The organism is Clostridioides sp. ES-S-0048-02 (assembly GCF_020658495.1).
Taxonomy (GTDB): Bacteria; Bacillota; Clostridia; order Peptostreptococcales; family Peptostreptococcaceae; genus Clostridioides.
Genome location: NZ_JACVWH010000003.1, coordinates 367030 through 381247 on the forward strand (window position 1 = coordinate 367030; position 14218 = coordinate 381247).

General features: G+C 27.2%; 12 protein-coding genes. 8 read left to right on the forward strand and 4 right to left on the reverse strand.

What is annotated here, in order from left to right:
• Positions 1-56: 56 nt before the first annotated feature.
• The 4 genes from IC173_RS06845 to lexA all read left to right on the forward strand — a co-directional run bounded on the left by IC173_RS06845 (position 57) and on the right by lexA (position 3497).
• Positions 57-428 (forward strand): ACT domain-containing protein, encoded by a 372-nt coding sequence (locus IC173_RS06845; RefSeq protein ID WP_227855345.1) that lies wholly within the window; start codon positions 57-59, stop codon positions 426-428.
• Positions 429-457: 29 nt separating this feature from the next.
• Positions 458-1303, forward strand: coding sequence for a hypothetical protein (locus IC173_RS06850; RefSeq protein ID WP_227823935.1), 846 nt, complete (start codon positions 458-460; stop codon positions 1301-1303).
• Between the two features lie 328 nt (positions 1304-1631).
• On the forward strand, positions 1632-2759 hold the full coding sequence (locus IC173_RS06855; protein WP_227482655.1) for a tyrosine-type recombinase/integrase: 1128 nt from the start codon (positions 1632-1634) through the stop codon (positions 2757-2759).
• Positions 2760-2861: 102 nt separating this feature from the next.
• Entirely contained in the window at positions 2862-3497 is a 636-nt protein-coding gene (lexA, locus tag IC173_RS06860; protein ID WP_227435195.1) for a transcriptional repressor LexA, read from the forward strand.
• Positions 3498-3661: 164 nt separating this feature from the next.
• Here lexA and IC173_RS06865 read toward each other — a convergent pair whose 3' ends face one another.
• The gene (locus IC173_RS06865; protein ID WP_227855346.1) at positions 3662-4825 is read right to left on the reverse strand and encodes a ComEC/Rec2 family competence protein; all 1164 of its coding nucleotides are present in this window, start codon (positions 4823-4825) and stop codon (positions 3662-3664) included.
• Between the two features lie 449 nt (positions 4826-5274).
• Here IC173_RS06865 and IC173_RS06870 point away from each other — a divergent pair, with 449 nt between their 5' ends.
• Complete coding sequence (locus IC173_RS06870; protein ID WP_227435200.1) at positions 5275-6681, forward strand: sensor domain-containing diguanylate cyclase; 1407 nt, start codon at positions 5275-5277, stop codon at positions 6679-6681.
• A 361-nt stretch (positions 6682-7042) separates the two neighbouring features.
• On the opposite strand, the gene IC173_RS06875 is transcribed toward IC173_RS06870, so the two are convergent.
• Complete coding sequence (locus IC173_RS06875; RefSeq protein ID WP_227435201.1) at positions 7043-7675, reverse strand: OmpA family protein; 633 nt, start codon at positions 7673-7675, stop codon at positions 7043-7045.
• Complete coding sequence (locus IC173_RS06880) at positions 7668-9026, reverse strand: hypothetical protein (protein WP_227435203.1); 1359 nt, start codon at positions 9024-9026, stop codon at positions 7668-7670. Before IC173_RS06880 ends, IC173_RS06875 begins: the two co-directional genes overlap by 8 nt.
• Positions 9027-9195: 169 nt before the next feature.
• On the opposite strand from IC173_RS06880, the gene IC173_RS06885 reads away from it, so the two are divergent.
• Positions 9196-9795, forward strand: coding sequence for an ABC transporter ATP-binding protein (locus IC173_RS06885; RefSeq protein WP_227482658.1), 600 nt, complete (start codon positions 9196-9198; stop codon positions 9793-9795).
• A gap of 380 nt (positions 9796-10175) precedes the next feature.
• Positions 10176-11774 (forward strand): peptide chain release factor 3, encoded by a 1599-nt coding sequence (locus tag IC173_RS06890; RefSeq protein WP_227855347.1) that lies wholly within the window; start codon positions 10176-10178, stop codon positions 11772-11774.
• A gap of 178 nt (positions 11775-11952) precedes the next feature.
• Here IC173_RS06890 and IC173_RS06895 read toward each other — a convergent pair whose 3' ends face one another.
• A complete protein-coding gene (locus IC173_RS06895) occupies positions 11953-12129 on the reverse strand; it encodes a hypothetical protein (protein WP_227437652.1) in 177 nt (58 codons plus the stop codon).
• Positions 12130-12470: 341 nt separating this feature from the next.
• Here IC173_RS06895 and IC173_RS06900 point away from each other — a divergent pair, with 341 nt between their 5' ends.
• Entirely contained in the window at positions 12471-14156 is a 1686-nt protein-coding gene (locus IC173_RS06900) for a recombinase family protein (RefSeq protein WP_227855348.1), read from the forward strand.
• The last annotated feature ends 62 nt before the right edge of the window (positions 14157-14218 follow it).

A 14218-nucleotide genomic window follows, 5' to 3' on the forward strand; every position in this document is an offset into this window, starting at 1 on the left:
ATAAATTTTAATGTATAATCTTAATTAAACAAATAAGTTTGAAGGAGATGTATATTATGAAATTAAAACTATTTTTAGAAGAGTATGCAGTATGTAGATTAAATAATAACAGTGAAATACCAACATGGATAGATACAGAAAAATTTTACTCTATAACTAAAACTGATGATGAATTGAGCATTGTATGTTTAAATAACAATATTCCTTCTGATATTAAGTCAGAAAAAGAATGGAGAATACTTAAAATCTTAGGCCCTTTAGATTTTTCACTTATAGGAATTTTATCTAAGATAAGTGGGTTATTAGCTGATAATAAAATAAGTATATTTGCAATTTCTACATATGATACAGATTATATTTTAATCAAAGAAAAAGATATAAAAAATGCTTGTAAAATTTTAAACTGTAATGGATATGAGATAGAGTAGTTGAATACTTAAATGCGAGGTCATAGTTTATGATTCATATAGTTGAGATTTTTAAAATAAGTATAATAAATATCTTTTGTTTTATAGGAATATTTATTGTATTTGGATTGATTTTTAGTATTATAGAAAATTTAAATAATAAATATATCTTTTTATCTTTTGGAAAAACTGGTGTCATTGTAACTGGAGCTATAGGAACTTTTGTACATGAATTGAGTCATTTAATAATGTGTTTGATTTTTATGCATAAAATAAATTCAGTAAAATTCTTTAGACCAATTGAAAGTAAAAATGATGGAGTATTAGGATATGTAAATCATAGCTATAAAAAAGATAATATTTATCAGAGTATAGGAAATTTTTTTATAGGAATCGCTCCAATTATAGGTGGAACAATGATAATTATTTTACTTTTTAGAATACTATTACCAGATAGCTATATTAAAATAATACAAAGCATAGATTTAAAGTTATATGTAAGTATGATTAATAACTTTAATATAGCAGGTTTTACACAGATTATTTTAGATGATATTTTTAATTTTGTAAAAATAATATTGTTAACGCCTGATATATATTCATTAAGATATTTTATATTTATGTTTTTAATGTATTCAATTTCCACTCATATGTCACTTAGTAGTGCCGATTTAAAAAGCAGTTTAAAGGGTTTGAGTTTTATAGTTATAATTATATTTGCAATTAGTTTAATTATATACTTATTTGGGCTTAATAGCTTAAATATTTCTAATTTAATAGTGAAATACAATATATTTATAAGTTTTTTTATGACAATAGGTGTTATTTTTTCAATAGTAACTCTCATAATATCTTATATTTTTAGTTTGGTAAGTCCATTTAAAAATTTTAATTAAGATATTAAATCTTATACTATTTTACTTTCATTGAAAAGATAGTAAAATTCAAAATTGAAAGAGAGTTTAATAAAACATAAAATTTCTCAATATATTTTAGTAAATACTTATTAAGTATATATTGAGAAATTTAAAAAGAGCATTTGAATTCAACTAGTCTTTAAATGTGGATTTAGGGAATAGTTAGTGCAAAAACCAATTAGAGTACTACTAATCTCTTAAAAAATACATTAATTGATTAAATTAAATATTTATGCTAACATAGCTACATTGTTATTAATAAAAATAACTTACAAATATTCATATTTTAATTTTAGGAGGTTTAAATTTGAATAATGATAAGAAAATTATAAAAGTACATAATAAATCTGATAAACCTGATAATATTGTCATCAAAGAAAATGAACTTATAGAAAAATGTCTACTTTTGGAAAATAAACTTCCTGCATTTATGAAAGATTATTTTATATATTTAAAAGGTTCTGTTGCTGTCTCTACACGACTTGCTTATTTAGAAGATATAAAGTTTTTCTGTTTATACATGATTGAGACAAAGGAATTAACAAGTGCAGATTGTATAAAGGACATTACAGAAAGTGATTTTAACATGATAAAATCAAGAGATATAAACTTATTTTTAGGTGATTATTGCAGTAGATATTATAAAAATACAGAGAAAAATACATTAATTTTTGAAAATAACAATAGAGCTCTGGCAAGAAAAAAATCATCCATCTCTACTCTATTTAAATTTTTATATAGAAATTCTCAAATAGATAGTAACATAACTGATGGATTTAATCCAATAAAGCTACCTAAACCACAACCAGATGCTATCAAGCGTCTTGAAATAGATGAAGTTGCAAAAATGTTAGAGTCAGTAGAAACAGGTGAAGGTCTTACTGAAAAAGAAAAAGTTTATTGGAAAAAAACTAGATTACGTGATAAGGCTATATTAGCTCTATTTGTTACATATGGGCTTAGATTAAATGAACTCAGAGAACTTAATATCTCCTCTTTTAATTTTTCAAGAGGTGAATTTAAAATATATAGAAAACGTGGAAAAGAAGTCTTAATGCCTATAAATCATACTTGTGAACATGTAATAAAAGATTATTTACAAAATGAGAGAACAAGAGATGACTTACTAGATGATGAAGTTAAAGATGCATTGTTCTTATCTCTTCAAAATAAGAGGATTACAGCAAAAGCTATAAGAACACTTGTAAAAAAATATACCTCTATTCCATTAGATACAACTAGAGATAATGGATATAGCCCTCATAAATTAAGAGCAACTGCTGCAACTTCTCTGATTCAAACAGGATTTTCTATATATGATGTTCAAAATTTACTCGACCATGATAATGTCACGACTACTCAACTTTATGCCGCACATAAAAAAAATGTAAAACGTGATATAGTTAAGAATTTTGAATGGATTGAAGATGATTAAAAATCAGGAACAAATGTTTGCAGATATAAATGGATTATGTTATAATTAAAAATATAAATGTATGGAAATAAAAACAAAATATGTTTGGAAATGAGTGATGTTATGTATTTAGATCTAACTGAAAAGCAAGTTTTAATACTGGAATTTATAAAATCTCAAATCATATTAAAAGGCTATCCACCTGCTGTAAGAGAAATATGTACTGCTGTAGGGTTACGATCTACTTCAACTGTGCACTCTCATCTAAATAAACTTGAAAAACTGGGATACATAAGAAAAGACCCTACTAAACCAAGAGCTATTGAAGTTTTAGAGCGTAGTAAAGTCAATGATGTTTCTGGAGCTAACCAGGAAATAATAGAACTTCCTTTAGTAGGTCAAATAACAGCTGGAGAACCCATTTTAGCTCAACAAAACATAGAGGAATATATTCCATTCCCTGCCAGTTTAGTAAAGGGCAGTAATAATTTTGTATTAAAAGTAAAAGGCGAAAGTATGATTAATGCAGGAATTTTAGATGAAGATTACGTTGTAGTAGACAAAAAAAATACAGCCTTAAATTCTCAGATAGTGGTTGCACTTATAAATGGTGAATCTGCGACGGTCAAGAGATTCTTTAAAGAAGGAAACTCTATAAGACTTCAACCAGAAAATGATTTTATGGAACCAATTATGCTTAAAGACTCAGAAGTTGAAATTGTAGGTATTGTAACTGGTGTATTTAGAGTTATAAAATAACTATTAAAGAATATCAAAAAAATAAGCTATTTAATAGATAAAATATATCTTAATTTCTTTATTTTATCTGTTTGGAATAGCTTATTTTTATATGCATTTACTTTTTTATAATATTTAATGCTTTTTATTTATTATTTCTCATACTTTAGCTATTGATATTTTAACTATTGCTTTCCATAACATATATCACATGGGTCATTTTTCTTACTTTCTGCAATTGTACCTGATAATATTTTTTTACTTCTTGAAAGCCCACTACAATTTTTAGTTGAGTGATAACTCTTCCCTTTTGGAGTAAAATACACTGTTTTTGACGAATTTGATACATTTTGTTCCTTATTTAAGGATTCGTTTTTGTCTGTATTGTTATTTAAATTTTCGTAGTTTCCATCTTCTCTAACACCCTTTTTGTAACTTCCATCTTTACAGCTTGTAAAAACTCCATCACCTGTAGATTCAAATACTATATCTGAACATTCGTCACTTCTATGTACTTTTACACCCATCTTTTTTAATTTGTTCATTGTTTCCTCATGTGGATGACCATATGAATTACCTTTCCCAACTAAAATTACTGCATATTCAGGGTTTACTTTATCTAAAAAAGCCTGAGATGAACTACTACGAGAACCATGATGAGCTACTTTTAAAAGGTCTACTTCTCCAAGTTTTGATAGTATTTCTTTTTCTGTACCTTCCTCAGCATCACCTGTAAATAAGGCTTTATCGTTACCATTAGTATATGCAAGTACTAGTGATTGTTCATTAGTAGTATCTCCTCCATTTGTATTTAGAACTTCAAAATAGGAGTCTTCAAGATAAAACTTTTTATTTTCAAGAGGTACACTTGGAGATAAATCCTTATTTGCTAAAGCATTTATAAAATCTCTGTAACTCTTTGTTTCTGCTGAACCATTTGATACAAAAACATTTTCTATATTGAAATTTTTTACAACAGAATCAAGTCCCCCTAGATGGTCTGCATGAGAATGAGTAGCTATAAGATACTTAATATCTTTTACCCCTTGATTATTTAGGTAGTCTACCATTAAATTCTCATCATCGTTATCTCCCCCATCTATCAACGTAAAAGTTTTGCCCTCTTGAATTAATATTGCATCACTATTTCCAGTATTAATAAAATGAATTTTTATATTTTTATCATTTGATATACTACTAGATAAAGTTTCTTGGTTATTTGATTGATTATTTTCACTGTCTGTTGCACTACTACATCCAGTTAAATAAATAGATATAGAAATTATCAATAAAAATACCAAAGCTTTAATTTTACAATTTCTTTTGTTTTTTATATTACCTTCTATCATAACTTACTCCTCCATTTTCACAATACTTTATGTCATCTATCGACTTATTCTATCATAATTAGCCATTTGATATCAATATTTATCCTATACAGTTAATTTATCTTGTATTAATAATAAAACAATAATATCTCAACTTTTTTTATTTTAATAATATAATTTATTAACTTTTTATATATTTTTAAGTAATAATATTTAATATAATAGTAATGATGATAAATTACAAAATAAAGGATTTTTAAGCTTTAATCCATTGGAAAAATATACTATAATATATGTATTAACCAAGAGAAAATAGCTAAATAAGCTATTCTTAGTAATATAAAAATATATTTCTAGATTTTGATAACTGTCAGTTTAACTATCATAACCTATATTTGAGGAAAGAAATTCCCATTTCAAACCTAGCTAAAGGATGAGTTATTGACAGAATTTTTACTCAGGAGGTAAAAATGAAAGATAATTCACATTATACACTCATTCTAGCATTAGCTGATATAATTGTTGGAAAACAAATAGATACAAAAAAAGTCACTAAATCGCTTGAACTTATATGTAATAGTTTTTCGTTTGAATGTGCTCTAGTATATGAAGTAGACCAATATAATCATTTTAATTTAATTGAGAATTACAGTTTGAATGACATAAAATTATGTAATAGTTTCAATGCATATGAAATTGAATCGGATTTTCAAAAGCAATTAGCTCATCAGAAAATAATTTATTTAAATAAAAATAAAAATTATAAACCATGTGAGATTGATTTTATGAATATTTTTCATGCAGAATCTTTGATTGGAATATCTGTGATAGATGAGAATTTTAATAATTATGGCTTTATTTTATTTTTAAATACTACATCTAGGAAAATAGATTTTTCTGATTCTGAACTTAATACACTATGTATTGTCCTTTCACTACTTGAAAAGTATTTAAGTGTAAGAATACATAGAAATAAAGTTTTCTTCACACAGACTGCACTTGAAAGCATAATAAATAATACAGGCATAGATATTTATGTCATTGATTTTTATACATATGATATTATATATGTAAACAAGTCAATGGCTGAACCTTATGGTGGGATATCTCAATTTTTGGGTCAGAAATGCTGGCAGGTTCTTTTCCCTGGGCAGACATCTCATTGTGAGTTTTGCCCACAAGAAAATCTTATTGATGAAAACGGCAACATTACAGGAGTACATACCTGGAATTATCAAAGACCTTTTGATGGAGCATGGTTTAGAGTATTTAGTACAGCTTTCAGATGGATTGATGGTCGTCTTGCTCATCTTGTTAGTAGTGCAGATATAACTGATAATAAAAAGAATGAAGAATTAATTGAATATATGGCAAATTATGATGTATTAACAGGTCTTCCAAACCGAAGAATGCTTATTGAAGAATGTAAAAATAGAATTGACAATGCTAAAGAAGATGAGCAAGGATATGTAATCTTTTTCGATATTGATGGTTTTAAAGTAATTAATGATAATTATGGGCATGATGCTGGTGACGAGTTTCTTATAAAATTGGGGGAATTCTTCTCATCAATTCCACTTCTTAAAAATTCAGTTTATAGAAATGGTGGAGATGAATTTGTTGCTGTAATTGGTGGTGACATTACAAAAAATAACATACGTAATTTAGTAAGTTTTATACATGAAAGGTTTAAAAACCCATGGAATTTAAAAAATGGTTCTATATATTGTAATACTAGTGTTGGTATAGCTTGCTATCCAGAAGATGGAAATAATGCTGAAGAATTAATTAATAAAGCAGATCAGGCAATGTATCAAATTAAAAAAACTGGCGGTTCAGGAATATGTTTTGGCTACCAGTTAATAAAAAATGATTAAATCTAAATTTTTTAATCAGCAGTAAAAGGGTAATAACTAGAATTAGTTATTACCCTTTTACTAATTAATTGTAACATGATATGAGTTTTTACGATGTTTTTTTACATAATATTTAAATAATAATTTATAAAGCAATAACATAGAAAATTGACACCTTATAAGTTTTATATTATATAAAATGAATTATTTTACATCAGTAGTACCCAGTTATGCATTTTAAACGCCCATTTATGTTTAAAATATTGCAAAATTCTTCCAAAAACTATAATATATTAAATATCAACAAAAATAAATAAACTTTTTCCTTAAAGAAGGCTTAAAGCTCACACCAACTGCCTTCTTTTTTTTTATAATTTTTTAACTATTTATTTTGATTAATATTTATTTCATATTTTAGCTCTACTCTTCTAGATGCATCTCTATTTACACTATTATCTCCGTTTTTTAAGAGTTCAGCTTTTGACCTACCTATTGCAATAATATGTTTAGTTACCTTATCTTTATATTTATAATTACCTATTTCATCTCCTACTATAAATTTAGCAACGCTATATGCCCTTCTTTGTGATAAATCTAAGTTATAGATATAGCTTCCTACATCGTCTGTATGGCCTTCTATAACTATTTTAGATATATAGTCGCCATAATCTTTATAAATAGTTTCTATGTACTTTGGAACAAACATTTTTAACATCTCTTTAGCCTCTGGTTTCAAGACATCACTATCTACATCAAACATTGTCCTTTCACCAAAAGTTACTTGACCATTAGCCTTATCCACTTTCACAGGTATACCACTTTTTTTAAAGGTATCTTCAACAGAAGCATTCACATTTTTAGCTAAATCCTGTTCAACTGAACCTGAGATACTTTCTGAACTAAATAATATAAGAATTACAACCATCAACACAGTGGATAATAAATCTGTAAATGTTGGCCAGAAACTACTCTTTTCAAATTCTCTGTTAACAGTTCTTCTATATTTATTATTCATTTAACTCATCCTCACCTATGACCTTTATTTCTTTCTTTTCTATCTCATAAATTTCTTCACTTAAAGGATTAAATATACTATCAATATTACTTTCAAATAAGTCTTCACTATCAAGAGGAACTTCGTCTTGCATGAAGGAGTTATTAAACATAACATCTAGCTTATCTTGAATGTCTAAAGAGTTCTCAAACATTATATCTAGTTTGGCTTGTAAGTCATTAGAAAAGTTCTCAATAATACTTGAAAGATTCTTAATTGAATCGTCTAGAGTATATTTTTCGTCTAAAAGAATTTTTTGATTTTGAGATATTTTGTTTTCATGAGTCATTAATTTAGTTAACAAATCTTGAGCACTTCTTTCATATAAAGCAAATCCTGCATTTATATTTCTTATATAATCTTTAATTTTATGTTGGCTTTCAGTGGAATTATATATATTTTTTGAGGATTCTTTTATATCAAATAAAATTTCCTTATTTATATTATCTTGATTATCATACTTATCAAACAGTTTTACAAATTTTACATTTAAAATATTAAACTGTTTATCTAATTTTCTTACACTTTGGTCAAATGTCTTAATAGAACTTTGAGAGCCTTCTAAAAGACTTTTTAAAGCTTCTATTCCACTAATAAATTCGTCATTAAAATCATTTAAGTCTTTAGATATTTTATCAAATTTTTCAATAGCTTCTATAGACTTGCTTATTTGTTTTATTGTATTTTTTACCTCCTCTACTTTTAAATCCATTCTTTCTGATTTAATATGAGTTACCTCAGAAGTCAGTAGATTCTCAGCTTTTAACATTATTTGTATCAAAACATGTTCACAGTCTTTTATCTTTGTAAAATAGCCTATAATTAGAGAAAACACCACTCCAAATATACTAGTTGTAAATGCAGTTTGCATGCTACTAATAGTCGAAGGAAGTGAATTTATAATATCTTTAGTATCAACACATAAAAGCATTGTAGAAAGCCCAACAAATGTACCTAAAACTCCAAGTAATATACTTATTGAAGATGAATTTTTTATGCTCCTAATTTTTTCTAATATCGGTAAGTTATTATATTTTAAATCTGATACAACTTCTTCTACAAACGAAGTTATATTTACATCAGCATAAGGATTTTCTTTACTATATGTATAGTAATCATTCCTTATTTTGCTATAAAATACACTCGTTTTATAGTCTTGGTTGATTTCTTCTAGTTTTGAACTTACAAACAAATACAACTTGTTGTTTTCCATAATTTTAAAAATAGAATACACAGTTATTGCAAGTAAAAATAATATAGTTATTGGATTAGTAAATATTGACTCTATCAAATTAGTTATTATGTTACTCAATTTTATCCCCTACCTTATAATTTATTTATCTATAATTTATACGTACAAGTTACTAAGAAAATACGTAAATAAACAAAATATTTATATTATATTTATGAAAAATGGTACAAATAGGTTGTAATGTTAATAACATAATATATACGAGCTAAAAGTTATAGGGGGTGGCATAATGAATGACAACATAGTAGAAGTTAAAAATATCAATATGAACTTCTACACTAAGGAAGGCGAGCTTGAAGTATTAAAGGATGTCAATTTTAATTTAAAAGAAGGTGAAATACTAACATTACTCGGTCCTTCTGGAAGCGGAAAATCTACAATTTTAAATATTCTTACTAATCTTTTAAAACCAACTAGTGGTGATGTAAAGATTACTGGAAATATTGGATATATGTTTCAAAAAGACAATCTGCTTGAATGGAGAAATATAATGGATAATATAACTATTGGTTTGGAAATTCAAGGTAAAAAAGATAAAAAATCTTTAGATAGAGTTGAAGAGCTTTTAAAGACTTATGGACTATGGGATTTCAGAAGTATGTATCCTAAAGAATTATCTGGTGGTATGAGACAAAGAGTTGCTCTTATTAGGACACTTTCTGTAAATCCAGATGTTTTACTTTTAGATGAACCTTTTTCAGCTCTTGACTATCAAACTAGACTGTTGGTTTGTGATGATGTTTATAGTATTATTAAAAATGAAAATAAGTCTACTATTTTAGTTACACATGATATTGGTGATGCACTTTCTATAAAAGTGCAACTTTAGGAATTAATCTATTTTATTTAAATCCATCCATTTAGATTCTAACTCAGATATTTTTCATGATAATACTCATAAATATGAAGTTGTTATAGTCAATCTTAATATGTATGAAATGTAGAATAGTTGAGGGTGCTATTGCTTCTAACGAACTAGGAATTATAAAAAAGTCCTTTTAATCTTAAAAAAGGGTTTGTGCTATACAGTAAGATAGTAAAGCTATTTTCATAAGGTTTTCATATTGACAGTTTTGCAATAAAGTTATAATATTAATAGGATTGTAGTTTTTTATAGCATATGGAAAATTATGTTCATTTTAAAACTATTAATAAATATAATTTTTTATATTTGGATAATCGTAAAATTAAAATAAAGGATGATAAAAAATGACAGAACAAAATTTAAGCTTGATTGATGAAGTTAAAAGAAGAAGAACCTTCGCAATCATTTCCCATCCCGATGCAGGAAAAACTACATTAACTGAAAAGTTTCTATTATATGGTGGTGCCATTCGTGAAGCAGGATCAGTTAAATCAAGAAGATCTCAAAAACATGCAGTATCTGACTGGATGGAAATTGAAAAACAAAGAGGTATATCTGTTGCATCAAGTGTTCTTCAATTTGAATATAACAACTTTTGTATAAATATTCTTGATACTCCAGGGCATCAAGATTTTAGTGAGGACACTTATAGGACTCTTATGGCAGCAGACTGTGCAGTAATGGTTATTGACTCTGCTAAAGGTGTCGAGGATCAGACAAAGAAATTATTCCAAGTTTGCAAAATGAGAGGAATACCAATTTTCACTTTTATAAATAAAATGGACCGTCAAGGAAAGGATCCCTTTGAACTACTTGAAGATATTGAAAATGTTCTAGGAATTCGCTCTTGTCCAGTAAACTGGCCAATTGGTTCTGGTAAAGAGTTCAAAGGTGTGTTTAACCGTCATAAAAATCAAGTTGAACTATTTGATGATGGTAACCATGGACAATCTATTGCTAAATCTACAACTGGAGATATATCTGATGAAAAATTTAATACTTTATTAGGTGATGCTCTTCATGAAAAACTACTAGAGGATATTGAACTTTTAGATATTGCTGGAGATAATTTTAATTTAGGCGGAGTATTAAATGGTGAATTGACGCCTGTGTTCTTCGGAAGTGCCCTTACCAACTTTGGTGTAGAACCATTTTTAGAATCGTTCTTAGAAATAACACCTCCACCAAATCCTCGTAGCAGTAATTTAGGTGATATTGACCCTAATTCTAATAGCTTCTCAGGATTTATATTTAAAATTCAAGCTAATATGGATAAATCTCATAGAGATAGAATTGCATTTTTAAGAATTTGCTCTGGTAAATTTGAAAAAGGTATGACAGTAACTCATGTACAAAGAAATAAAAAGGTTAAACTTTCACAACCTCAACAGTTTGTAGCCCAAGACCGTGTTATAATAGATTCAGCTTATCCAGGGGACATTATAGGGATACATGATCCAGGAATATTTAATATTGGTGATACATTAAGTGAAAAAAAATCAAATTTACAATACACTGGTATACCACAATTTGCTCCTGAACATTTTGTAAGAGTATCTACAAAGAATGCTCTTAAAAGAAAACAGTTCTTAAAAGGTCTTACACAATTATCAGAAGAAGGTACTATACAGATATACAAACAACCTAATTTTGGTATGGAAGAACTTATTGTAGGAGTCGTTGGAGTTCTTCAATTTGAAGTTTTAGAATATCGTCTAAAGCAAGAATATGGTGTTGATATGATAATGAATACACTACCTTATCGTCACATACGTTGGATTGAACCTGATACTTTCAAATCGGATAAGCTTTCAATACCAATGGATACAATACTAGTTGAAGATAAAAATAGCAATCCAGTATTGTTATTTCAAAATGAATGGTCTATTAGACATCTAATTGAAAGAAATGAAAATTTAGTTTTAAGAGAAACTTCTTTATAAAAAATAAATATTAATGCCCCCTACGTCTATTTTTAAACGTAGGGGGGAGATTTCCGATTTTCTTTTTTCTAACCACTCTTCTCTTTTAATGCCATTAGTCTCATAAAATATATGTGAATCCAAATATTTTCTCATTTGTTTTTCCTCTCTTATATCATATGTATACCTTATCAAAATTTTAAGCTTTAGCTTCACTTTTTTCTAAATCTTCTTCTAGTATCTTAAAGGCTTTATCTAAAACTTCCTCAGGATACTTTTTTCTTAATGCATTTACAAACCATATAGCTTTAGCTGATTCTATTTTTTTTAGTTCCAGTGGATTTGTAGGAAAAATCTCCACAACTTTTATATCCATATATAACCCCCCTATGCCTTAATTGAGTTATTATATTAATCTATGAGGTTATAGACTTGTCTTGACACAACTAATTAAGTCTCAAATTTTCTCTATGAAAACGAAATCAATATTTTTTCATATGATGCAATAAAAATGTATTATTAACATTTAATGTATTCTTTACATCATATATTTATATATAAGTAAATAATAAAACACTATTAATACCTATACGTATTGAAAATACTACTATAAGGGGTGAACTGATAAATACATCTACTCTTTTGTGATATGAAATTGAATACCAGAATATTACTTATTCAAGTCAATTTATACCAAAGTTTAAGGGGGTTAAACTTATGAAGGCTGCAATTTATTCAAGAAAATCAAAATTTACGGGCAGAGGTGAATCTATAGAAAATCAAATACAACTATGTATGGACTATGCTAAATCTGTTGGTATAAAAGATTTTTTAATATATGAAGATGAAGGCTTTAGTGGTGGTAATATAGATAGACCTCAGTTTAAAAAAATGATGCAAGATGCAAAAGCAAACAAATTTGATTATCTTGTGTGTTATAGATTGGATAGAATATCAAGAAATGTATCTGACTTCTCTACTCTAATAGAAAAATTAAATAAACTAGATATATCTTTTATATCTATCAAAGAGCAATTTGACACTTCTACTCCAATGGGAAGAGCTATGATGTTTATATCTAGTGTATTTGCACAGCTTGAAAGAGAAACAATAGCTGAACGTATAAAAGATAATATGTATGAACTTGCTCGTACTGGGAGATGGCTAGGTGGTAAAACCCCTCATGGATTTAGCAGTAAAAAAATTAAATACTTAGATGAAAACCTAAAAGAAAGAAGTATGTATCAGTTAGAAGTTAGTGATGATGAGATGGAAGTTGTTAAAATAGTTTATGCTAAGTATCTAGAACTTAGATCTTTATCTCAATTATACAAATATGTTTATCACAATGGAATAAAAGGTCCTCGTGGTGGTAAATTTGACCCTAGTTCATTATCTGGTATACTTAGAAGTCCTGTTTATGTAAAAGCTAATGATGTTGTTGTAGAATATCTTAGAAATAATAATATGGAAGTTATCGGTACTCCTGATAATGAATGTGGAATACTTACTTATGCTAAAAATACATCTACACCTATCGCAGCTATTGCTAAACATAAAGGAATTATAGATTCTACTACTTGGCTTGAAGTTCAAGGTTTACTTGATGCTAATCGTGATAAGAGTCCAAGAATTGCTACTGGTAAAGTTGCTTTATTATCAGGAATTTTAAAATGTTCTAAGTGTGGTTCTAATATGAGAATTACTTATAAAGGCAAACGAACTGATAAAGAATTAAAGTATTATTATGTATGTGGTACTAAAAAGAATCTTGGTGTTGATGCTTGTAATTGTAAAAATCTTAAAGGACCTTTAGTTGAAGCTATTGTTATTGAAAGAATTAAAAATTGTAATGTAGAATCTATTATAGATGCTTTTCATGAAAATAAGATTAAAGTTGATAATGCATCAAATAGTATTAATAGTGAGATTAATTTATTTAGGAATTTTATTAAGGATAAAGAAAAAATCATCAGTAATTTAGTTATAGAACTTGCTAAAAATACTGGTAGTGTTGCTTCTAATTATATTATCTCTCAGATTGAAAGTTTAAATAGTGAAATTGAAGAATTAAAAGTTAAGGTTAGAAACTTAGAAGATAACAATGCTGATATTAAAAATGCCAGTGTTAATTTAGATATTGTTGTTAGTAATTTAGAAAAGTTTAACAATATGGTTGATGATGCTAATTTGGATAATAAGAAGTTATTGTTGTCTACTATTATTGATTCTATAGTTTGGGATAGTTCTAGCAACACTCTTAGCATTGTTTATATGGGTGCTGACATAGATGACTTAGTTTCGTTGTCTGATAGGTCGCACTTCTGTAGTGATGGCAGATGCACTTTCTATAAAAGTGCAACTTTAGGAATTAATCTATTTTATTTAAATCCATCCATTTAGATTCTAACTCAGATATTTTTCATGATAATACTCATAAATATGAAGTTGTTATAGTCAATCTT

Coding starts and splice junctions, on each gene's coding strand:
- IC173_RS06870 (WP_227435200.1), top strand. CDS start 5,275: ATGAAAGATAATTCACATTATACACTCATTCTAGCATTAGCTGATATA.
- IC173_RS06875 (WP_227435201.1), bottom strand. CDS start 7,675: ATGAATAATAAATATAGAAGAACTGTTAACAGAGAATTTGAAAAGAGT.
- IC173_RS06885 (WP_227482658.1), top strand. CDS start 9,196: ATGAATGACAACATAGTAGAAGTTAAAAATATCAATATGAACTTCTAC.
- IC173_RS06900 (WP_227855348.1), top strand. CDS start 12,471: ATGAAGGCTGCAATTTATTCAAGAAAATCAAAATTTACGGGCAGAGGT.
- IC173_RS06865 (WP_227855346.1), bottom strand. CDS start 4,825: ATGATAGAAGGTAATATAAAAAACAAAAGAAATTGTAAAATTAAAGCT.
- IC173_RS06895 (WP_227437652.1), bottom strand. CDS start 12,129: ATGGATATAAAAGTTGTGGAGATTTTTCCTACAAATCCACTGGAACTA.
- IC173_RS06890 (WP_227855347.1), top strand. CDS start 10,176: ATGACAGAACAAAATTTAAGCTTGATTGATGAAGTTAAAAGAAGAAGA.
- IC173_RS06850 (WP_227823935.1), top strand. CDS start 458: ATGATTCATATAGTTGAGATTTTTAAAATAAGTATAATAAATATCTTT.
- IC173_RS06845 (WP_227855345.1), top strand. CDS start 57: ATGAAATTAAAACTATTTTTAGAAGAGTATGCAGTATGTAGATTAAAT.
- lexA (WP_227435195.1), top strand. CDS start 2,862: ATGTATTTAGATCTAACTGAAAAGCAAGTTTTAATACTGGAATTTATA.